General features: G+C 63.0%; 21 protein-coding genes. 7 read left to right on the top strand and 14 right to left on the bottom strand.

Features of this window, described 5'->3' with window-relative positions; translation table 11 throughout:
• Positions 1-9 precede the first annotated feature (9 nt).
• Positions 10-1,560 carry an APC family permease gene (locus tag AB4Y81_RS19955; protein WP_441996681.1) on the top strand — a complete coding sequence of 517 codons (1,551 nt, stop codon included), beginning with the start codon at positions 10-12 and terminating at the stop codon, positions 1,558-1,560.
• A 92-nt stretch (positions 1,561-1,652) separates the two neighbouring features.
• Here AB4Y81_RS19955 and AB4Y81_RS19950 read toward each other — a convergent pair whose 3' ends face one another.
• The 11 genes from AB4Y81_RS19950 to AB4Y81_RS19900 all read right to left on the bottom strand — a co-directional run bounded on the left by AB4Y81_RS19950 (position 1,653) and on the right by AB4Y81_RS19900 (position 11,734).
• Entirely contained in the window at positions 1,653-2,198 is a 546-nt protein-coding gene (locus tag AB4Y81_RS19950) for an AMIN-like domain-containing (lipo)protein (RefSeq protein WP_434328094.1), read from the bottom strand.
• Positions 2,199-2,414: 216 nt separating this feature from the next.
• Positions 2,415-2,717, bottom strand: a complete 303-nt coding sequence (locus AB4Y81_RS19945) for a DUF4193 domain-containing protein (protein ID WP_018780148.1) — start codon at positions 2,715-2,717, stop codon at positions 2,415-2,417.
• A 126-nt stretch (positions 2,718-2,843) separates the two neighbouring features.
• Positions 2,844-3,059 carry a hypothetical protein gene (locus AB4Y81_RS19940; protein ID WP_416430354.1) on the bottom strand — a complete coding sequence of 72 codons (216 nt, stop codon included), beginning with the start codon at positions 3,057-3,059 and terminating at the stop codon, positions 2,844-2,846.
• Positions 3,060-3,163: 104 nt separating this feature from the next.
• The gene (gene lhgO, locus AB4Y81_RS19935; RefSeq protein ID WP_079582813.1) at positions 3,164-4,363 is read right to left on the bottom strand and encodes an L-2-hydroxyglutarate oxidase; all 1,200 of its coding nucleotides are present in this window, start codon (positions 4,361-4,363) and stop codon (positions 3,164-3,166) included.
• 137 nt (positions 4,364-4,500) lie between these two features.
• Positions 4,501-4,977 carry a DUF805 domain-containing protein gene (locus AB4Y81_RS19930; protein WP_441996678.1) on the bottom strand — a complete coding sequence of 159 codons (477 nt, stop codon included), beginning with the start codon at positions 4,975-4,977 and terminating at the stop codon, positions 4,501-4,503.
• A 281-nt stretch (positions 4,978-5,258) separates the two neighbouring features.
• Complete coding sequence (menE, locus tag AB4Y81_RS19925; RefSeq protein ID WP_441996676.1) at positions 5,259-6,809, bottom strand: o-succinylbenzoate--CoA ligase; 1,551 nt, start codon at positions 6,807-6,809, stop codon at positions 5,259-5,261.
• An 11-nt stretch (positions 6,810-6,820) separates the two neighbouring features.
• On the bottom strand, positions 6,821-8,146 hold the full coding sequence (locus AB4Y81_RS19920) for an MFS transporter (RefSeq protein ID WP_441996674.1): 1,326 nt from the start codon (positions 8,144-8,146) through the stop codon (positions 6,821-6,823).
• A gap of 44 nt (positions 8,147-8,190) precedes the next feature.
• Entirely contained in the window at positions 8,191-8,646 is a 456-nt protein-coding gene (locus AB4Y81_RS19915; protein WP_026542563.1) for a MaoC family dehydratase, read from the bottom strand.
• Positions 8,647-8,683: 37 nt separating this feature from the next.
• The gene (locus AB4Y81_RS19910) at positions 8,684-9,886 is read right to left on the bottom strand and encodes an acyl-CoA dehydrogenase family protein (protein ID WP_275778231.1); all 1,203 of its coding nucleotides are present in this window, start codon (positions 9,884-9,886) and stop codon (positions 8,684-8,686) included.
• Between the two features lies 1 nt (position 9,887).
• On the bottom strand, positions 9,888-10,778 hold the full coding sequence (locus AB4Y81_RS19905) for a 4-hydroxyphenyl-beta-ketoacyl-CoA hydrolase (RefSeq protein ID WP_018780157.1): 891 nt from the start codon (positions 10,776-10,778) through the stop codon (positions 9,888-9,890).
• Positions 10,779-10,780: 2 nt separating this feature from the next.
• On the bottom strand, positions 10,781-11,734 hold the full coding sequence (locus AB4Y81_RS19900; protein WP_441996671.1) for an SDR family NAD(P)-dependent oxidoreductase: 954 nt from the start codon (positions 11,732-11,734) through the stop codon (positions 10,781-10,783).
• Between the two features lie 139 nt (positions 11,735-11,873).
• On the opposite strand from AB4Y81_RS19900, the gene AB4Y81_RS19895 reads away from it, so the two are divergent.
• Entirely contained in the window at positions 11,874-12,332 is a 459-nt protein-coding gene (locus AB4Y81_RS19895) for a MarR family winged helix-turn-helix transcriptional regulator (RefSeq protein ID WP_018780159.1), read from the top strand.
• A 261-nt stretch (positions 12,333-12,593) separates the two neighbouring features.
• Positions 12,594-13,325, top strand: coding sequence for a DUF72 domain-containing protein (locus tag AB4Y81_RS19890; RefSeq protein ID WP_441996669.1), 732 nt, complete (start codon positions 12,594-12,596; stop codon positions 13,323-13,325).
• 11 nt (positions 13,326-13,336) lie between these two features.
• On the opposite strand, the gene AB4Y81_RS19885 is transcribed toward AB4Y81_RS19890, so the two are convergent.
• Positions 13,337-13,798: a GatB/YqeY domain-containing protein gene (locus AB4Y81_RS19885; protein WP_039239905.1), complete on the bottom strand. Its 462-nt coding sequence runs from the start codon at positions 13,796-13,798 to the stop codon at positions 13,337-13,339.
• Positions 13,799-13,936: 138 nt separating this feature from the next.
• On the opposite strand from AB4Y81_RS19885, the gene AB4Y81_RS19880 reads away from it, so the two are divergent.
• Positions 13,937-14,221, top strand: coding sequence for a DUF3040 domain-containing protein (locus AB4Y81_RS19880; protein ID WP_441996667.1), 285 nt, complete (start codon positions 13,937-13,939; stop codon positions 14,219-14,221).
• Here the strand turns inward: AB4Y81_RS19880 and AB4Y81_RS19875 are convergent.
• Positions 14,207-15,502 carry an NAD(P)/FAD-dependent oxidoreductase gene (locus AB4Y81_RS19875; RefSeq protein WP_441996665.1) on the bottom strand — a complete coding sequence of 432 codons (1,296 nt, stop codon included), beginning with the start codon at positions 15,500-15,502 and terminating at the stop codon, positions 14,207-14,209. The two genes, AB4Y81_RS19880 and AB4Y81_RS19875, sit on opposite strands and share 15 nt — an antisense overlap.
• Positions 15,503-15,627: 125 nt before the next feature.
• Between AB4Y81_RS19875 and AB4Y81_RS19870 the strand changes: the two genes are divergently transcribed.
• From AB4Y81_RS19870 to AB4Y81_RS19860, 3 genes are read left to right on the top strand one after another with little or no spacing between them, the layout of a single operon-like run.
• Positions 15,628-16,413: a histidine phosphatase family protein gene (locus tag AB4Y81_RS19870; RefSeq protein ID WP_441996663.1), complete on the top strand. Its 786-nt coding sequence runs from the start codon at positions 15,628-15,630 to the stop codon at positions 16,411-16,413.
• A complete protein-coding gene (locus tag AB4Y81_RS19865; protein ID WP_189076073.1) occupies positions 16,391-17,311 on the top strand; it encodes an NAD(P)H-hydrate dehydratase in 921 nt (306 codons plus the stop codon). Before AB4Y81_RS19870 ends, AB4Y81_RS19865 begins: the two co-directional genes overlap by 23 nt.
• Positions 17,312-17,332: 21 nt before the next feature.
• Positions 17,333-17,839, top strand: coding sequence for a hypothetical protein (locus tag AB4Y81_RS19860; protein WP_441996661.1), 507 nt, complete (start codon positions 17,333-17,335; stop codon positions 17,837-17,839).
• On the opposite strand, the gene AB4Y81_RS19855 is transcribed toward AB4Y81_RS19860, so the two are convergent.
• Positions 17,836-19,497 carry a RecQ family ATP-dependent DNA helicase gene (locus AB4Y81_RS19855; RefSeq protein ID WP_441996659.1) on the bottom strand — a complete coding sequence of 554 codons (1,662 nt, stop codon included), beginning with the start codon at positions 19,495-19,497 and terminating at the stop codon, positions 17,836-17,838. The genes AB4Y81_RS19860 and AB4Y81_RS19855 overlap by 4 nt on opposite strands.
• Positions 19,498-19,871 lie beyond the last annotated feature (374 nt).

The raw sequence follows: 19,871 nt of genomic DNA, 5'->3' as shown, positions 1-19,871 counted from the left end.
GGGCCTTTCATGAGCCAGACAATCCGCGCCGGTGCTTCCAACAGCACTGGAGCCGCTGCAGAGTCGCACAACATTAGCGGCAAGGGACTGAAGACGGGGCAGTTGGGGCTCCTCGCCGTCGTCGTTCTTGGCATTTCAACCATCGCCCCGGCGTACACGCTCACCGGTGCGCTCGGTCCAACAGTCAACGAAGTCGGGCTGCAGTTGCCCGTCATCTTCCTGATCGGGTTCATTCCGATGATCCTGGTATCGCTGGCCTACAGGGAGCTCAACGCAGACTCCCCGGACAGCGGCACCACCTTCACCTGGGTCACCAAGGCATTCGGACCCTGGGTGGGTTGGATGGGCGGTTGGGGCCTGCTCGCAGCCAACATCATTGTCCTGTCCAACCTGGCCGGTGTAGCGGTGGACTTCTTCTACCTTTTCCTCGCCCAGGCCACAGGTTCCCCTGAGCTGGCCGACCTCGCCTCTAACAAGCTGCTGAACGTAGCCACCTGTTTTGTCTTCGTGGCCCTGGCCGTGTGGATCAGTTACCGCGGCCTGCACACCACCAAGATCGTCCAGTACGGGCTGGTGGGTTTCCAGCTGCTGGTTCTGGGCTTGTTCGTGGCCATGGCCTTCGCCAACTGGTCCACGTCCGAGACCGCCGTTCCCTTCAGCTGGGACTGGTTCGACGTCACGAAAGTCGAGACCTTCGGCCAGATCGCCGCCGGCATTTCGCTGTCCATCTTCGTGTACTGGGGTTGGGATGTCTGCCTCACCGTGAACGAGGAAACCGCCAACGGCAAGAAGACCGCGGGCGCCGCCGGAACCCTCACGGCAGTCATCGTCCTGGGGATCTACCTGCTGGTGACCATCGCCACAATGATGTTCGCCGGCGTCGGCGACACCGGAATCGGGCTGAACAACCCCGAGAACCACGCCAACGTGTTCACGGCACTCGCTTCTCCGGTCATGGGGCCGTTCGCGATCCTCATGTCGTTGGCGGTGCTGTCCAGCTCGGCGGCTTCGTTGCAGTCCACGTTCACTTCGCCGTCACGGAGCCTGCTTGCCATGGCGCACTACGGAGCGCTGCCGGAACGCTTCAGCCACATGAGCAAGAAGTTTTCGACGCCGGGCTTCGCCACCATTGCGGCAGGCGTACTGTCCGCGGGCTTCTACGCCGTGATGCACGTGATCAGCGAGAACGTCCTCAACGACACCATCCTGGCCTTGGGCCTGATGATCTGCTTCTACTACGGACTGACGGCCATTGCTTGTGCTTGGTACTTCCGCAACAGCGTCTTCAGCAGCGCCCGCAACTTCCTCCTGCGCCTGGTGTGCCCTGTGCTGGGTGGTGTGGGCCTGTTCGTTGTGTTCCTGCAGACCGCGATGGACAGCTGGGATCCGGAGTTCGGCAGCGGCTCGGAGATCTTCGGGGTGGGCCTCGTGTTCATCCTCGGCATCGGGATCCTGGCCTTGGGTGCCGTCGTCATGCTGATCCAGGCCCGCATGCGGCCAGGGTTCTTCCGTGGCGATACCATCCGGAAAGACACTCCCGCCCTGGTGGTCCCTGAGTAGCCGGGCGCGCCGAACAGCGAGAACGCCGGAAAGCGGCCAGTTCGCCGGAGCTATCCGGCGAACTGGCCGCTTTCGCGCGTTTTGGCAGTGTTTCACCAGTGATGGGCGACATCCACGACAAGCCGCGAGCCGCCGTCGGGTCCGTCCAGGGTGAAGACCCGGAACGGAAGCCTGGCACGGACACCCAAGCCGATGCTGGTAGTTCCTTCGAAACTCCCGGCGTAGACCACCTGACGGAACGTCTGGTAGCCCGATACGTTGGAGAGCTCGGCCTTGGCTGCCGGAACGTAGGTAGGCTGGCTGTACTGGTTGTACGACGGCGCCGTCACCACCACTTGCAGGTCGGCGTCACCGAGCACCGGGATGGGGAAGCCCGTTGCATCCTGGGTGATCACCGGAACGTACTGCACTGAATAACCGGCCACTTTCCCGGTCATGTCGATCACCAGTCGGTCGTAGCAGGGCTGTTGGCCCGTGCGGACATTGGTGACCTGCGCGGCGCTCATATCGGGGTCGGCCTTGGCCAGGGAACCCCAGGTGATGCCGCAATAGGAAGCCGCCGAGGCTGGCCCCGGTGCTGCCAGACCGAGCCCGGCCGCTGCCACAACAGCCGCCAAACCCGCTCCAATTTTCCTCATTTTTTGTGCCCCCTTCAGGCGAAGTTGATACTTCAACTGTAGGAGTGCATCCACGGATTTTGGCGGGTTGTGGCCGCTTCGGAGCACAACCGTTAAGAGGACCCCCGGCAGGTTACGGGCGGGTCATCCGAAGCCGCTTCCGGCATCAATTCCGGGCCGTTTCAGTCGGCTTCAACCACGTTTTCGTGACCGAAGATAACGTGATCAGCGCGTTATTCAGCCTTCGCAGTCCTTGCAGAACTTAAGGCCGTTCTTTTCCAAGGCAATCTGCGACCGGTGACGGACCAGGAAACAAGACCCGCACGTGAATTCGTCCGACTGCTCCGGAACCACAACGACGGTCAGTTCCTCGCCCGAAAGATCGGCGCCCGGAAGATCGATTCCTTCGGCGGTATCGACGTCTTCCACGTCGATGACAGCGGTCTGGGCACCGCCCCCGCGGGACGCCTGGAGAGCCTCAAGTGATTCAGCGGGAGACTCTTCTTCTGTCTTGCGCGGGGCGTCGTAATCAGTAGCCATTGAGGGTTCGCTTTCGTTGCTGCATAGTGCCTATTCCGGCACCTCAGTGAAGCAGTTTAGGGCATACTACCCGGCATCAACGAAAAGTGTGCTCAACGCAACATTGTGCAGCTTACAGCGCGGTTCCTACGTGGCCGTCGGCGGGCGTCCTGCGTGCGATTGGATGGCCTGGGCTCCTGCCACGGTCACCCCGCTCAGGGCTGGAAGCCATGTCCAATCCGAAGCCGACCCGTGCGATCCTTCAGGCTCGGGACCGGCGCAATCCAGGACGTACGCGGCCTCGATCCAGCGGCCCAGGGAATGGCCGAGTCGGGTAGCAAGTGCGGCCAGTGAGGTGATCATGGAGCAAAGCTATCCACCCCGCATGTGGGCGCCGTTTCCGGATCGTCACGGGCTTGTTAACTCACGCCGCTCCCGACCCTCCCCGGCCAAACAGCCCTCGCCTGCTAGTCCGCCAGCGCCTGCTCAACGATGTACTCGGCGATCGCCATGGACGAAGTAGCCCCGGGCGACGGCGCGTTCCGCACCAAAACGGTGTCCCGGCGTCGTGCGATGACAAAGTCGTCCACCAGCGATCCGTCGCCGTTCATGGCCTGGGCGCGGACGCCGCGGGTGCCAGGGAGAACAGTGGCGCCCTCCAGGGACGGAACAAAGCGGACAGCTTCGCGGATGAATTTCTTTCGGCTCACCACGGTCTGGAATTCACGGACAGCCGAGGGCACATTCTGCCGCGCAAAATTCCAAAAGCCCGGGAACAGCGCATAATCCAGGACATCGCGGACCCTGACATCCTTCCAGCCGTAGGATTCCCGGCCAAAGGAAATGAACGCATTCGGTCCGAGCATCATTTCGCCGTCGATGCGTTTGGTCAGATGCACGCCCAGGAAGGGATGCCGGGGGTCCGGGACAGGATAGATAAGGCCCTTCACCTGCTCGCGGGCCGCGCGGTCCAGGAGAAAGTACTGCCCGAAGAACGGCACGATCCTCGGGTTTGCGGCCTCGCCCGCCGCCTTCGCCAAACGGTCCGATTGCAGGCCGGCGCAGGCGACCACCAGGTCAAAGTGTTCACTGTCGTCCTTCGTATGGACAACCGCGCCACTCGCTTGCTGTTCCACCGACGTGACTTCCTGCCCAAGCCGGATGGTCCCTCCCGAGGCCCGGACGTCGTCGGCGAGCGCTTCGGTGATGGCCGAATAGTCGACGATAGCCGTTTCCGGCGAGTGCAAAGCGGAAAGCCCGACGGCGTTCGGCTCCACCTCGCGTATCCGGTCACCGCCCAGCATCCGTGCTCCGGGCACCCCGTTGGCTGTGGCGCGGGCAAAGATGTTGTCCAGGCGTTTTTGCTCCTCTGGTGTCTGGGCAATGACCAGCTTCCCGCATGCTTCGTAGGGAAGGGCCTTCGCGGCGCAGAATTCCTGCAGCAGCTCCACTCCCCTGCGGCACAGCCGTGCCTTCAACCCGCCGGGCTCGTAGTACAGCCCTGCGTGGACCACCCCTGAGTTGTGGCCTGTTTGGTGGGCAGCGAGGCGCCCTTCCTTCTCATAAACGGTGACCTGGACGCCGTCGAGCTTGTTGGAAAGTTCCCGCGCAACCGCGACGCCGATGATCCCGCCGCCAACCACGGCGCAGCGCTTGATCGGTTTCATGGCTGGCTCTCCTCGTCATCGGGGTCGGTCCGCGTCAAGGACAGCATTTCACGGAGTGGCCCCGCGGGCACGCAGTGCGGGCACGAAAAAGGGGCGGCACACTGGGTACCGCCCCTTTTTGCGTGGTGCGTGGGTTACTACGCGGTCGGCTGGTCGAAACGCTGGCCGGCCGGGTTGGACGGCAGGAGCGAGAGCACGAAAACAACGATCGGCACCACAACGAGCAATGCCAACCAGCCGCTGAGGTTGGCGTCGTGGAGACGGCGAACCAACAGGGCGAGAGACGGAATCAGGACTGCCAAGTAGAAAACGAGGATGAGGATGAGCCCCACTGCAGCACCAGGACCGGGAATTGTTCCGCTGCTTGTAGTGGTGGCACCAGCGGCGCCGAGAATGCCGGTGAGCAGCTGCAGGACGAAGCCCACGACGCCCAGTACAAGGGCGACCCACCAGTATTCGCTGCGGCTGGCACGGCCCGAGAACGCGGCGTACTTCTTGAAGAAACGCTTGACGGCTGCACCAATCGGAGCACCATAGTAGGGTGCCCACAGCGGCGGCTCGCCGGCTTGCGCTGCGTAGGGCTGGGTCTGTTGCGGTTGTTGCGGGTAGCTCATTGGTATATCCCCCGGGGTTTCGTTGTGATGAATGCGTACTCAGAGACGAGTCGACCCAATCGTAATGCCCCGAACGCTGTTTAGGCAGTTCGATGGACAAAATTAACCGGGATTTAGCCCAGTAACGGAATATGTCGCCCGAAAGCCGCATTCAGCACCCGGAACGTGAGCACGCGTCCGTCCCAAACACCCAGAACGTGAGGAAGCGTCCGCCACAAACACGCGGAACGTGAGCAAGGGTCCCACCCAAGCACGCGGGACGTGAGCAAGCGTCGGGAGGGTTACTGCGCGAAGTGCTTGCGGAGGTCGGTCTTCCTGATCTTGCCGCTGGCCGTGCGCGGCATCTCTTCCACGAACACCACGGACTTGGGGATCTTGTAGCGTGCCAATCGTCCGTCCAGATGCGAGCGCAACTGCTCTTCGGTCAGGGCAGCACCCTCCCGCAAAGTCACGATCGCCCTCGGGACTTCGCCCCATTTCCCGTCGGCCACTCCAATGACGGCCACGCTTCCCACGGCGGGCAATTCCGCAATGGCTGCTTCCACCTCGGCCGGGTAGATGTTCTCGCCGCCGGAAATGATCATGTCCTTGAGTCTGTCGGAGACGAATAAGAAGCCTTCCTCGTCCTGGTGTCCCATGTCCCCGGAGCGGAACCAGGAGGAGTCCGCGTAGCTGTCGGCAGTTGCCTCCGGCCGGTTCCAGTATTCCTTGATGACGTTGGGCCCGGAGATCTGGATCTCCCCCACTTCGCCCGCGCCCACGACGCTCCCGAACGGGTCAACGATCCGCACATCCGTGAAGAAGTGCGGCAAACCCGCTGATCCGGCTTTCACCTTGGAAGCGGAGACCGGGAGCATGGTGGCTCCCGGGGCGGTTTCGGTCATGCCGTAGCAGGCGGTGAATCCGATGCCACGTTCCTCATAGGCGTCCAGTACCCGCTGCGGAACGGCGGACCCGCCGCAGGTGAGTTTGTCCAGGGAGCTGAGGTCCGCCGTCGACCATTCCGGATGGTCGCAGAGCATCTGGAAGGTGGTGGGGACGCCGTTCAGGGTGGTGACCCTGTGCCGGCCCACCAGTTCCAGGACGCGACCGGCGTCGAACTTGGATTCGAGGACCACCGTGGCGCCCTTGAGCAGCATCGGGAGCAAACCCATGTCCAGGGATGCGACGTGGAAGAGCGGCGAAATCATGAGCGCTATGTCGTTGCGGCTCAGGTCCATGTCCACCACGGTATTGATGCAGTTCCAGGTGATGTTGCCGTGCGTGAGCAGCGCACCCTTCGGCTTCCCTGTGGTGCCGGAGGTGTAGAGGATCATGGCGGCGTCGTCCAGTGACACCGCAACATCCATCGCTGTACCGTCCGAGGCGCCAATCACCTCCTCATAAGGTTCGACGCCGGTCGGCAGCTTGACCGCGGACCCTTCAGGTCCGCCGTCGGGAGCCACCACAAACCGGTGGGTGACCGCAGTGTCAGCCACGGCGGCCGTCGCAACAGGCTCCAGGGCCGCGGCGTTGATGAGGATCCGGGCTCCCGAGTCCTGCAGCTGGAACTGAAGCTCGGGAGCGGCCAGGCGCGTATTGAGAGGCACGAAGATGGCGCCCACCAACCCGCAGGCAAAGAAGGTTTCCACAAAGGAGGGGTGGTTCTCGCCCAAGTAGGCCACACGGTCCCCTTTGGCCACTCCCCTGTCCTTGAGGGCGTTGGCCAGGTGATCTGCCCGGTCAGCCAGTTCGAGGTAGCTGAGCTTCCGGTCACCGGAAACAAGTGCTGTTGCGTTTCCGGACTTGCTGCGGCGGCGGTGCAGCCAGGATCCAACTCCGTTGTTGTCCATGGTGGTTTCTCCTAACTGACCGTAGAGAGGTCGTTGTTCTTAGACTCCCGCGTCAGCAGGATGAAGACAATCGACACCAAGGACATGATGGACAGGAACACCACGACGGGGACGATGCTCTGGCCTGCGTCCTTGTACAGTCCGGCGACGATTCCAGGGGTGAACCCGGCGCCGATCAAGGTAGCCAGCTGATAGCCGACCGCAGCACCCGTGTAGCGGTTGGTGGTGCCGAACTGTTCCGACACGAACGCTGCAAGGGGTCCGTAGAGGGACGAGTGCAGGACCAGCGCCACCGTGAATGCCAGGAAAATCAGGGCGATGTTTCCTGAGCTGAGCATCCCGAACATAGGGAACAGGTAAAGGATGAACAGGGCCAAACCTGTGACCATCACGGGGCGCCGGCCGAAGCGGTCTGACAAGCGGCCGCCCAGGAGGACGAACAGGATGGAAATCGCCGAAGCTCCCGCGAAGGCATAAAGCACGCCCTGCTGCGGTGCGCCCTTTGACACTGCGTAGGTGACGGAGAACGTGGGAAGCACTACCTGAAGGCCGAAGCCAGCAGCACCGGCAAACATGATCATGATGAGTGCTTTGGGGCGCTTCAGGACCTCCAGCAGCGGGATCTTCCGCTTGCTGCCTTGGGCGCTTTCCTTGGCTACGGCCTCGGCGAAGATCGGACTCTCGGAGACCCGGAGCCTGACGAACATGCCCACGATCAGCAGCACGAAGGAGAGCAGGAACGGCACGCGCCAGCCCCATGCCAGGAAGGCGTCTTGCGGCAGTGCGGAGAAAACGCCCATCACAACCGTGCCGAGTACGGCCCCTGTCGGCGCACCGGCGTTCACGAACGAGGCAGCGAAACCGCGCCGCTTGGGATCGGAATGTTCCAGCGCCATCAGCGCGGCGCCACCCCATTCACCCCCGACGGCGATGCCCTGGCAGACGCGCAGGAGCACCAGCAGCACGGCACCCCAAGGACCGATCACGCTGGATCCCGGGATCAAGCCGATCAGTGTGGACGCGACGCCCATCATGGCCATGGAAACGATCAACATTCCCTTCCGGCCGATCCTGTCGCCGAAGTGGCCGAAAATGATGCCGCCCAAGGGCCGGGCAACGTAACCGGCGGCGAACGTTGCATAGGCAGCTACGACGCCCACCCATTCGTCCGTTCCGGCGAAGAACACCTTGGGGAAGGCAACCGCTGCCGCCGTCGCGTACAGCAGGAAGTCGTAGAACTCGATGGTGCTGCCCAGATAGCTGGAAAGGATGACCGTACGCGCTTCTTTACGCTTTGCGGCCGTGCTCGACTGTGCGAGCGCAGTGTGTCCTGACATGGCTGTTCCTTGGAAGAGGAGGGAAGTTGCTGGAAAGGGAGTGTTTATTTGTAGAAGCGTGCGAGGAATTCGGCCACGACGGCCGGGCGTTCCTGGCCTTCGATTTCGATGGTGGCGTTGACCTTGATCTGGGCACCGCCCTTGACCTCGGTCACTTCGGCGATGCTGCCGTTCATGCGGACTTTGGAGCCGACCTTGACCGGTGACGTGAAGCGGACTTTGTCCAGCCCGTAGTTCACCTTGGTGGTGACGCCGTCGACGTCGAACAGCTCGCCCCAGAACGGGATGATCAGGGAAAGGGTGAGGAAGCCGTGGGCAATCGGGGCACCGAAGGGACCATCCTTGGCGCGTTCGGGATCAACGTGGATCCACTGCTGATCGTCCGTGGCATCTGCGAACAGGTTGATCTGCTGTTGGGTGATCTCCCGGTAGTCGGTGGTGCCCAGGTCCTTGCCGGACATGGTGAGCAGGGTGTCGAAATCGACGACGAGATTGGGCATCGTTGCCTCCTGGTTGTTGTGTTTTTCTGTGCGTTGTTCAGTGGGTGAAAGCACTCTCGCCCGTGAGGGCGCGTCCGACGATCAGTGCATTGATTTCGTGGGTGCCTTCGTACGAATAGACAGCTTCCGCGTCGGCATGGAAACGGGCGACGTCGGCGGCGAGCGTGATGCCGTTGCCGCCCACGACTTCGCGGGCCAGGGCGACGGTTTCGCGCATCATCAGGGACGTCTGCATCTTGGCCAGGGCGGAGTCCTGGTCCCGGTAGATGCCTTTGGCCTGTTGTTCGGTCAGGCGGGTCACCAACGAGAGCGAGGCGGTGGTATTTCCGAGCATTCGCGCCAGCTTTTCCTGCACGAGTTGGAAGGACCCCAAGGAGCGGCCGAACTGCCGGCGTTCCCTGACGTAGGCAAGGGCGGCTTCGAAGGCACCGGCCTGGATACCGGTGGCGATCCACGCGACATCGGATCGCATGGCCCGCAGCATCGCGGCCACGTCCTTGAAGGAATTTACGCTGTGCAGGCGCATGGCTTCCGGCACCCGGACGCCCTTCAGGGTGATGTGGGAGTTCTGCATCATCCGCAGGGACGTCTTGCCGTGGATCTTCTCCAAGCCGACCCCGGGAGCGGTCCGGTCCACGAGGAACCCCTTGACCTGTCCGTCGGCCACATCCCGGGCGAACACGCACAGCACATCCGCCGTGGAGGCACCCCCGATCCAGCGCTTGGCGCCGTCCAAAACCCAGCTGCCGTCTCCCGGTTCAAAGCGTGCGGTGGTGGAAAGCCCTCCCGCGATGTCCGAACCGTGCTCCGGTTCGGTCAGCGAGAAGACACCTTTGAGGGAGAAATCGATGACCTTGGGCATCCACTCCTTCTGCTGCTCCTCGGACGCACCCACCCGGATCGCTGTCCGGAACAAACCAGCCTGCGCCGTGTACCACGTAGCCAGGGAAGCGTCCGTGTGGGCAAGTTCGAAGATCCGGAAGCCGTGGAAGATCCCCCTCGCGGGGGCATCGACGGTCAGCTCATCCGGTTCCATCAGATCAAGGTCGACCAACGGCTGCGCCAGTTGTTCAGGGAATTCGCCCCGCTCCCAGTACTCGGCGAGCAACGGCTTCGCTTCGGTCTCCAGGAAGGTCCGCAACCTGCCCAGCACCCGGCGCTCTTCGGTGGTCAGGAGCGCCTCGGCGTCGTACCAGTCCGCCACCGAGTACAGTCGCTGATCCGCAACACTCGTGGTCATCTCAGCTACCCAACCCGAGCAGCCGGACGGCGTTGTCCTTGAGGATCTTCGGGCGGACTTCGTCCTTCAAGGGCAGGTCGGCAAATGCGCCCAGCCACTTCTGCGGAGTGATCAGCGGGAAATCCGTCCCGAACAGGACCTTGTCCTGCAACACCGAATTCGAGGCCTTCACCAGCGATTCCGGGAAGTACTTCGGCGACCACCCGGAGAGGTCGATGAACACGTTGGCTTTGTGTGTGGCGATCGAATTTGCCTCGTCCTGCCACGGCACCGAGGGATGGGCCATGATGATCTGCAGGCCCGGGAAATCGGCCGCCACGGCGTCGAGCAGGAGCGGGTTCGAGTACGCCAGCTTGATGCCGTATCCCCCGGGAAGCCCGGCACCCATACCGTTCTGGCCCGTGTGGAAAATACACGGCAACCCCAGCTCCTGGAGCGTTTCCCAGAGCGGGTAGAACTGCTCGTTGGATGGGTCGAAGCCCTGGAGTGAAGGATGGAATTTGAATCCCCGGGCACCGAGCTCAACGGCCTGGTGCTTGGCTCCGGCGATCGCGTCCTCACCCGTCCGCGGGTCCACGCTGCCGAACGGAATCAGAACATCGTTGTTCCGCCCGGCTCCGGCGATGAGTTCCGGGATGCTGTTTGGTTCGTGCTTTAGTTGCGTCCTTGCGTCGACGGTAAAGACGACGGCGGCCATGTTCAGTTCGCGGTACACCTCGGCGATCCTGTCCAGGGACGGGGTCCTGTCCTCGGCTTTGAAGTACTTGGCCGAGGCTTCCGTCAGGGCATCCGGGAGCGAGCCGTGGCCGCAGCTGTCCACTTCGAGGTGGACGTGCATGTCGATCGCATCAAGGGCAGCGGCGTCGATGCCGAGCTCGTATCGGTCAGCCATGATCAGCGGGCCTGTACCGCTTCGGGCTTGGCCGGTTCAGGCTGCAGTTCTTCCGGCAAGGGCAGGAATTCCTCACCGAAGCTCTGCAACGCGTCGGGGCCGAAGAGTGATCCGGCGTTCTCTACCAGTGCTTCGTAGCTCCAGCCGCCGTCGCGGTATTCGGTGGTTGCCGCCGTCGGGTGCGTCCAGACCTGCAGCCGGTCACCGCCGGCACCGATCGCCTGGCCGGTAATGCCGGCCGCCTTATCCGAGGCGAGGAAGGCGATGAGCCCGGCGACGTCGTCGGCAGTTCCGAAACCCAGGTCATGACGGAAGAACGACGGCATGGCCTCGCCACGCTCGTCAGCTTCCACGGCCTTCTGGAAATAAGGGACCGTCTTGGTCATCGCCGTCGCCGCCACCGGAATGACAGAGTTGACGGTCACGCCGGCCTTCTTCATCTCCAGCGCCCACGTCCGGACCATGCCCACGATCCCCGCCTTCGCAGCCGCGTAATTGGTCTGCCCGAAGTTGCCACGCTGGCCCGTAGGCGAACCGATAGTGATGATCCGGCCCGCGACGTTGTTTTCCTTGAAGTACGCGAAGGCCTCACGGACGCAGGTGAACGTGCCCTTCAAGTGGACGTTGATGACAAGGTCGAAGTCCTCGTCGGTCATCTTCAACAGGCTCTTATCGCGGAGGATTCCTGCGTTCGTGACCAGGATGTCCAAGCGACCGAACGTCTCCACGGCACCGGCGACCAATGCCTTGGCGGCATCCGTGGTGCCCACCGGAACGACGACGGCGGTGGCCCGGCCGCCGTCGGCCTCGATCTGCGCGACTGCTTGCGCTGCGGTCTCAGCGTTCACGTCATTAATGACGACGGCGGCACCCTGGCGGGCGAGCTCCCTCGCGTAAGCGAGACCAAGACCCTGTCCACTCCCGGTAACGATTGCAACCTTGCCGTTCAAGCTCATGGCGTGCTCCTTCGCATGCAGTAACCGGCCGGAGCCGGTGGGGCCGATCCCACTGCGTCGTGAGATCCTTGTCATGATCAATGAGAATACGGATCATTGAAAAAGTCAACGATTGTTTTTCATTACTATTGGAGTTGTCATGGGCCCGCAAAGCACCGAAGTGGAAACCCCGCGCCTGGCCGAGGCCAAAATCGGCAACGATGTGGGCCTGTTGCTGGCCAAACTGCACGCGACAGGCTCCCTTCTGAACAACAAGGCACTGGCGGATTACGGGCTTCGTGAGCGGTCCTTCTCCGTGCTGACACTTGCCTGCAGCGGCCTGGAACCTACGCAGCGCGAGCTCGCCGATTTCCTCAGCCTGGACCCCAGCCAAGTGGTCAGTCTGGTTGACGACCTTGAACACCGCGGCCTGGTCAAGCGGGCGCAGGGCAAGCAGGACCGGCGGGCCAAGATCATCGTTTCCACCGCGGAGGGCCGCCGGATCCACAACAAGGCCCGGGCTGCGCTCGAGGTGTGCGAGCAAACGCAGCTGGCAGCGCTCAGCGAGGACGAGAACACGCAGCTGCGGGCACTGCTGAAAAAGGCGCTGTGGGGCTAGGAGCAATGACGACGTCGACTTCCTCGGCCGGCCGGACTCCTACGCCATCGATCCAGCCCTTCCGATTGCGCGGGGCACCCACTCCGTGAGAGGACTGCCAGGTGCATTTGCTGACGCTTCCCGAAGTTCTGACGAGCAGCCCCGCAGAGCACGCCAGCGGGAAGTAGCAAATGTTGCCGATGACCTCCGCGCGCTGATGGCGAGGACCGCTGGCAACGGAACCGTGCGTTAAGAAACCACCCACAGGGGTACATCCTCACCATGGGCATCCACATCGGCACATCGGGCTGGAGCTACGATCACTGGGAAAGCGTGCTCTATCCCCCGGGACTGCCCGCCTCCAAGCGGCTGGCCCACTACACTGCGCGGTTCACCACCGTGGAACTCAACGCGAGTTTCTACCGCTGGCCCCGGGACACTACCTTCGCGGGTTGGCGGAACCGCCTGCCGGAAGGCTTCGCGATGTCGGTCAAAGCGCCGCGTGGCCTTACCCATGCCAAGAAGCTCTACAGCCCCGAGGTATGGGTGGAAAGAATCGTGCGCTGCTGGCACGAGCTCGGCGACAAAAGGGCGGTTCTGTTGGCGCAGTTGCCACCTGATTTTGCCCGTGATGATGCCCGGGTCGACTACTTCCTGGCCGCCCTGCCGCACTGGATCCGCGTCGCCGTCGAGTTCCGGCACGACAGCTGGGACCATCCGGACGTGTACGCGCTGCTGGAACGCCACCAGACCGCCTACTGCATCATGAGCGGCGCCAATCTGCCCTGCATCCTCCGGGCCACGGCTCCGTTCGTCTACATCCGCATGCACGGCCCGGACCACCAGCACCTCTACGGCGGCTCCTATTCGGACGACGATTTGAGGTGGTGGGCGGACAGGATCCGCGAGTGGAGCGGCGCCGGCAAGGACGTGTATGTCTACTTCAACAACGACGGCGGTGGTAACGCCGTGCGCAACGCTGACACTCTGCGGTGGCTGCTTGGGGTCAACTGACCCGGTGGCGGTCAGGCCAAGCGGGCGCGCACGATCTCGCTGACGGTCTTGCCATCGAAGCGCCCTGCGACCTTCGCGGTAACAGGCTTCATGACGGCACCGATGGAGCGCATTGAGAGTTCCTGGCCTTCAGCTTTCAAGGCATCAATGGTTTCCTCCACGATGGCCTCAACCTCTTCACGGGTGAGCGCTTTGGGGAGGTAGGCCTCGATGATCTCCGCCTCGGCAACTTCGGCCGCTGCGCGGTCAGCTTCCCCCGCCTCGGTGTAGATCTTCGCCGTGTCCCGGCGCTTGGCGGCTTCCTTCTGCAGCAGCGAGGTGACCTGGGCGTCGTCGAGCTCCACTGGCGTCTTGCCTGACTTTTCACGGGTGGTGATTTCACCCAGGACATTGCGAACCGTGGTCAGGGCAACTTTGTTGCCGGCCTTCATGTGGTCGACGACGTCTGCCTTCAAGCGTTCTTTGAGTGTCATACTGCTCCTTGTTCGAATTCCTCCTGCTATCTTCCCAGCAGATCCCCACGGGCGCTCATTGCCGGCAAATTGATGCTTGCGATCTTAATAATCAGCATGCTTAGCTAATTTGGAAACCTAGCGCCGAGGAGGACCACTATGCCGCTTTCAGAACGCGAGCGAAGGGTTCTGCAGCAGCTCGAGCGGGAGCTCTTCATCCAGGATCCCCACCTCGCCCGGCAACTGGAATCCGGTGTCCCCGTGCGCGGCCCCATCCACCCGCACCTCCGTGACGTCATGGCCGCCGCTTTGGGAGTACTGCTGGTCCTGATGGCGATACCTCTGCACGTACCCCTGTTTGGCGTGGCCGGCACACTTCTTGGGGTTCACGCGGTGTTGTCCCACCGCAACTACAAGAAACAGGCCCCCTCAAGATTCCTTTGACGGTGCCGGCACAGGCGGCCCCTGCCCGGGAGGTTCCTTGTCCAAGGGTCCGCTGACCACCACTTGGGCGGGACTGTGCAGGAGATAGCCGTTGAGCCAGGAAAACAGTGCCCGGATCTTTTGCTGGAGCCCTGACAACAGGGCTAAGTGCACCAGCAGCCAGGATAAAAACGCAAAGAGGCCCTGAAGCTGGATGCGCTTGCGACCAAGTTCCGCCACTGCCGCACCGCGTCCCACCATCGCCATGTAGCCCTTGTCGACGTACCGGAAAGGCGTTCGGCTGCCGCCGCCAAGGTCAGCAAGGATGTTCTTGGCCGCCCATTTACCCGCCTGCTGGGCTACCGAGCCCAACTGCGGCAATTTGGCTCCCGTTGAGTCCGTGATGTTGGCAGCATCCCCGATGACGTAAACGCCATCCACGTCCGGCGCTGTCAGGTCCGGGTGGACATCGACACGTCCACCCCTCCCCTGGGCCAGCCCCGATCCGGCGACAATGCCGCCCGCTTTCAGGCCGCCGGCCCAAACGACGATCTGCCCCGGGACGGAGCTCCCGTCCGCCAAGGTGACACCATCAGGCCGGACCTCCGTGACACCCACTCCCATGTGAAGCTGGACACCGACTTTCTGCAGGTGTTCGGTCGCGTACTTTTGGGACTTCGGGGAGAACATGTTCAACACGCTGGGAACCATGTCCACCAGGTGTACCCGGCAGCGGGCAGCCAGCTCGGGCGAGAAGTACTTCCGCACCACGTATTTGACGTTTTCAGCCATCGCTCCGGCTGTCTCTACACCTGTGGGACCGCCGCCGACCACCACCACATCCACGAAGCTGTCGGGATTCCCGTCAGCCTGGTCCAGCAACCGGGTGAGCCCGCCGCCAAGTCTTGTTGCGTCTGTGACGGAGTACAGGGGGAAGGCCAATTCCTCCGCGCCCGGAGTGTTGAAAAAGTTCGGGACGGCCCCCACGGCAAGGACCAGGATGTCCGCCCGCAGGGTCTGCCCGTCGGACGTCGTCACTGTGCGTTGCGATGCGTCCACGGATTCCACTTTGGCAGTGAGGACCTTGACCGTTTTGAGGCGGCGAAACACCGAACGGAGTGGCCGGGCAATGGCCGACACCCCGATTTGGGACGTAGCAAGCTGGTAGAGGAGGGGCTGGAACTGGTGGTAGTTGTTCGAGTCGATGAGCAAGACCTGTACACCCTTGCGGCCGAGTTCCCTGGCTGTTGCAACGCCTGCAAATCCGCCACCGACCACAATGACCTGGTATGTGTCCTTCATGCGAGCAACATACTTCACCGGGGGTCCGGGCAACAGAGGTTCCCGATCCGTCGTCGCGTGTTTATTCTCTGGACCGGTGGGTACGCAGTGGGTAGTGTTCTGCATTCGGCAACGCACGCGGAGGGGTGGCTTTTGTGAACGAGGACGGTTTGACGGACGCCGTGCAGGAGGCCGGCGCCGTGGAATTACTGCTGGTCCGGCATGGTGAGAGCGAAGGGAACCTGGCGGCCACCGAGGCGCGGCTGGCAGGGGCGGAGGTCATTGCGGTCCCGGCCCGGGACCCTGACGTGAACCTCTCGGGCACCGGACAGGACCAAGCCAAAGCGCTTGGGACCGCGCTGTCCCGCATCGCCGAAGACATGAGGCCGGACGCTGTTGTCTCCTCCCCCTACGCCCGTGCCAGGCAGACGGCGGAAATCGCCGTCCAGACTGCCGGATGGCCAGTGAAGGTGCTCACCGACGAACGTCTCCGGGACAGGGAATTGGGCATCCTGGACAGGCTGACAAGCCGGGGCGTGGAAAACCGCTACCCGGATGAGGCCGAGCGGCGTCTGTGGCTGGGCAAGCTGTACTACCGTCCGCCCGGCGGTGAGTCCTGGGCCGATGTTGCCCTCCGGCTGCGCTCGGTGCTGGACGAACTCAACACCTTGGGCTCGGGCCAGCGGGTGATGCTGGTCTGCCACGATGCCGTCATCCTTTTGGTCCGCTACGTCCTGCAAGGCATGTCCGAAGAGGAGATCCTGGACCTCGCTGCGACGACGTCGGTGTTGAATGCTTCGATCACGCGCTATGTGCGTCCCACCGGCTCGGGGCCCTGGGAATTGGAGAGCTTCAATGTCGCCGACCACCTCACAGAGCAGCGTGTCACAGTCACCGAACACGCCGGAGATGCCAGTGTCCACCCCCAGTGAACCCACTTTGGTGACTCCGTCCCTTCTGCGGGACTGGCCACTGCCGGCCCCTGGCGGGGACAAGTATTCGCGCGGGGCAGTCCTGGTCATCGGCGGGGCACGCGCGACCCCCGGGGCGGCCATACTCGCCGGGACGGCGGCGCTGCGTGCCGGGGCGGGCAAAATAACCTTGGCCGTGGCCGAATCCGCGGCGGTGCAGGTGGGCGTAACCCTGCCGGAGTGCGGTTCACCCGGTCTTCCCGAAACAGCCGACGGGTCATTGACCGGAGAAGGGCTGGAGCGTATCGGATCCGACCTGGAGCGGGCCGACGTCCTGCTGATTGGGCCGGGGCTGGATGATCTGGATCTGGCCGGGACGATGCTGCGGGCGCTCTTGGAGCGGGAGGAATCCAACGGTCCCGCTGACGCTGCGGGCGGTCCCGCCGTCGTTCTTGACGCCTATGCCCTGGGGGCACTTGGGAAGGTTGAGTCGCTGCTGGGACCATGGCGTGGGCGCCTGATCCTTACCCCCAATCCCACAGAGGCCGGGGTCCTGTTGGGGAAGGATGTCGATGACCTGGAAGCTGCAGTGATGGACATTGCCCAACGGTTCGATGCCGTGGTGAGCTGCCAAGGATTCATCGCCGGCCCGCAGGGGATGTCGGATCAAGGATCCGGACTCTGGAAGATCACCACAGGCTACGGAGGGTTGGGAACCTCGGGCAGCGGGGACGTCCTGGCGGGTGCGATTGCCGGTCTCAGGGCCCGCGGAACCAGCGACGCCCAGGCCGCCTGCTGGGGTACCCATCTGCATGCAGCCGCTGCGGACCGCCTGGCCAGCAAACTGGGTCCCCTCGGATTCCTGGCCCGGGAGCTCGCCGACGAACTGCCGGCCCTGATGGTGGAACTGAACACCTGAGTGCTCCACTAGGCTGCCAGCATGGGGACAATCGAGGGAAGTAATCGAACGCCGCGTGTCATTGCCAGTTTGTTCGGGCTGGCTGCAATAGCTGCATTCGCAGTTGTGGGAGCGTTCCAGATTCTTGTATGGAATCCCCTCGCAGCTGTGCCCGGTGCCAGCCTGGACGAAATTCATGAAGGGCTGGCGCGGGCCAACGAGTCAATCTCAGCGCCCACGGTTGTGACATGGGCCTTTTTGGGAACAGCGCTGGGGGCCGTTGTGGTGCTGCTTTCAGCGGCCGGCTCTCTCGGGCGGCTGAGGACCGTTGTCCTCCTCGACCTCCTGATCCTTGGGCTCGGCGCCCCATCCTATTCGTTGGTGTCTTTCCACGCCGGAATGGCTTTGGCTGATGCGTTCTTCATTTCCGGTGGCGATTACGCCCCGTGGGGCGGAGTGCTGTACACGGTCAGTGCGGCAGCCTTGCTTGCCGGGTTGATCGTGGTGGTCACCAATGGCCGATCCGGCGCGGCTCCCGCCACCGCCTAGGCCGGTTTCAGCAGCTCATGCTCCACGACGGCGGTACGGGACAGGGTCTTGTAACCCTCCTGTTCGAACAGGATAGTAATGACGTCGTCCTCGTGCCGCATCACCAGACCAGGCCCCCACTCCTTATGGACCACGGTGGACTGCAGGGGGAACTGTTCCTCGCCGCCCGGGGCCGCGGGGTTGCCGGAACCCGGTGCGTCTTGTTGGACCCCAGCGCAGGAATCGCAGTTGCCGCAGGGCTCCGGCAGCTCCTCCCCGAAGTAGCCCAACAGGAACTGGCGGCGACAGGCATCCGTCTCAGCGTAAGCCCGCATCATGGTCAGCCGGGACTGGTCAACCCTTTGCCGTGACTCGGCCAGATCCACAGCGCGATCGACCAGCGTAGCCGGTTTTGCCTTGGAAATGAGCCGGGTGCCGCGCTTGCCGGTTTTCACCGCGCCGGCCTCCTCCAACTGGTTGACCAGCCCGGTAACCCGCCGGGCGGGGAATCCCGTCAGTTCCACCAGGGCGCTCTTCGGAGCCGGCCCACCGGCGTTCCTGATCACCTTCAGGATCGTTTTGAGGGCACCAGGGTCCGGCGAATGGGTACCGAAGAACTTGCGCAAGCCCAGGTCCTCGGCCCGGTAATGCAGGATGGCCGCAGCAGCTTTGCCATCACGGCCCGCCCGGCCGATTTCCTGATAGTACGAGTCCAGTGACTCGGGGATGTCCGCGTGCACGACGAACCTGACGTTGGGCTTGTCGATGCCCATGCCAAAAGCAGTAGTAGCGACCACCACATCAAGTTGGTCGTCCAGGAAGCGCTCGTGAATGCTTTCGCGGTCCGCGTCCGTCCTGCCCGCGTGATAGGCCTCAGCACGCAGGCCCCGTTCGGTCAGTTTGGCAGCATACTTTTCGGTGTCTTTTCGCGTAGCCGCGTACAGAAGCCCCATCCCCTTCGACGCGGACAGCTCCACTACCTGTTCCACCACGGCTTTGCGCTTGGCCTTGTCCTCCTGGTGGCGTATGACGTCCAGGCTGATGTTGGGCCTATCGAACCCCCGGACCAGGACCAAAGGATCGCGCATGCCAAGCCGTTGGACGATTTCATCGCGGACCGGCGGGGAAGCTGTTGCCGTCAGCGCTATCACCGGCGGATTGCCCAACCGTTCGCGGACGTTGCCCAGCTCCAGGTAGTCGGGGCGGAAGTCATGGCCCCACGCGGAGACGCAATGGGCCTCGTCCACCACGAACATGGAGATGTCCAACGTGGCGATCCGGTCCACTGTCTCCTGCCTGGCCAATTGCTCCGGCGCGAGAAAAAGGAAGACAGCCTGGCCGGATTCGGCCGCTTGCCAGGCGGCCTCCACTTCAGAGTCACTGCGGGACGAATTTATGGCGACGGCGGAACCCTCACCCAGGTCCCCGGCAAGGCCCTCCAGTTGGTCCTCCTGCAGGGCAATGAGGGGAGAAACCACGACGGCGGGGCGCTTGGTTTGTTGGTGAAGGTGAAGTGCCGCTACCTGGTAGGTGGCAGATTTTCCGTATCCGGTCGGCATGACTGCCAAAACATCACGGCCCTCAGCAAGGGCGCTCATGCCGGCGAGTTGGCCATCGCGCAACTCAGGAAGGGAAAAGGAGGACGCCGCAAGGGCAGTCAGGGCAAGGTCAACTGACATGGAAAGATGGCTCCGCTTGGTGGTTCCTGCGGCCACTTGCATCAGCCGAGATGACCAGCCTAGCGCGAGGCACGGCTCAGCGCCGTTTACTAAGTCTGGGTTGTGGATAAGCGCCTTGGGGTGCTGCGGTTTTCTTGAGGGTTTCCTGAGGAAGTGTTGTGGGTTTGCAGGATTGGTTCTTGATCCAGGCCCGGCAAAGTATTTCTTGTCAGCCACACAGGCTGGAGAAACGGCCGGCCGGTCTCACGGTGGCCACACGAAAGGACACTGATCCCCATGGCCATCAGCCTCAAAACCACCTCCGGCAAAATCCTCGCCTCCGTCGCACTGGTCGGCACCGCAGCCGCCGTCGCCGGCATGGGAACCTACGGCGC

The organism is Paenarthrobacter sp. TAF1, assembly GCF_052113825.1.
In the GTDB taxonomy this organism is placed as follows: Bacteria; Actinomycetota; Actinomycetes; order Actinomycetales; family Micrococcaceae; genus Arthrobacter; species Arthrobacter nicotinovorans.
The sequence above is the reverse complement of the archived record's forward strand: the minus strand, read 5'-3'. Positions and strand labels throughout refer to the sequence as shown.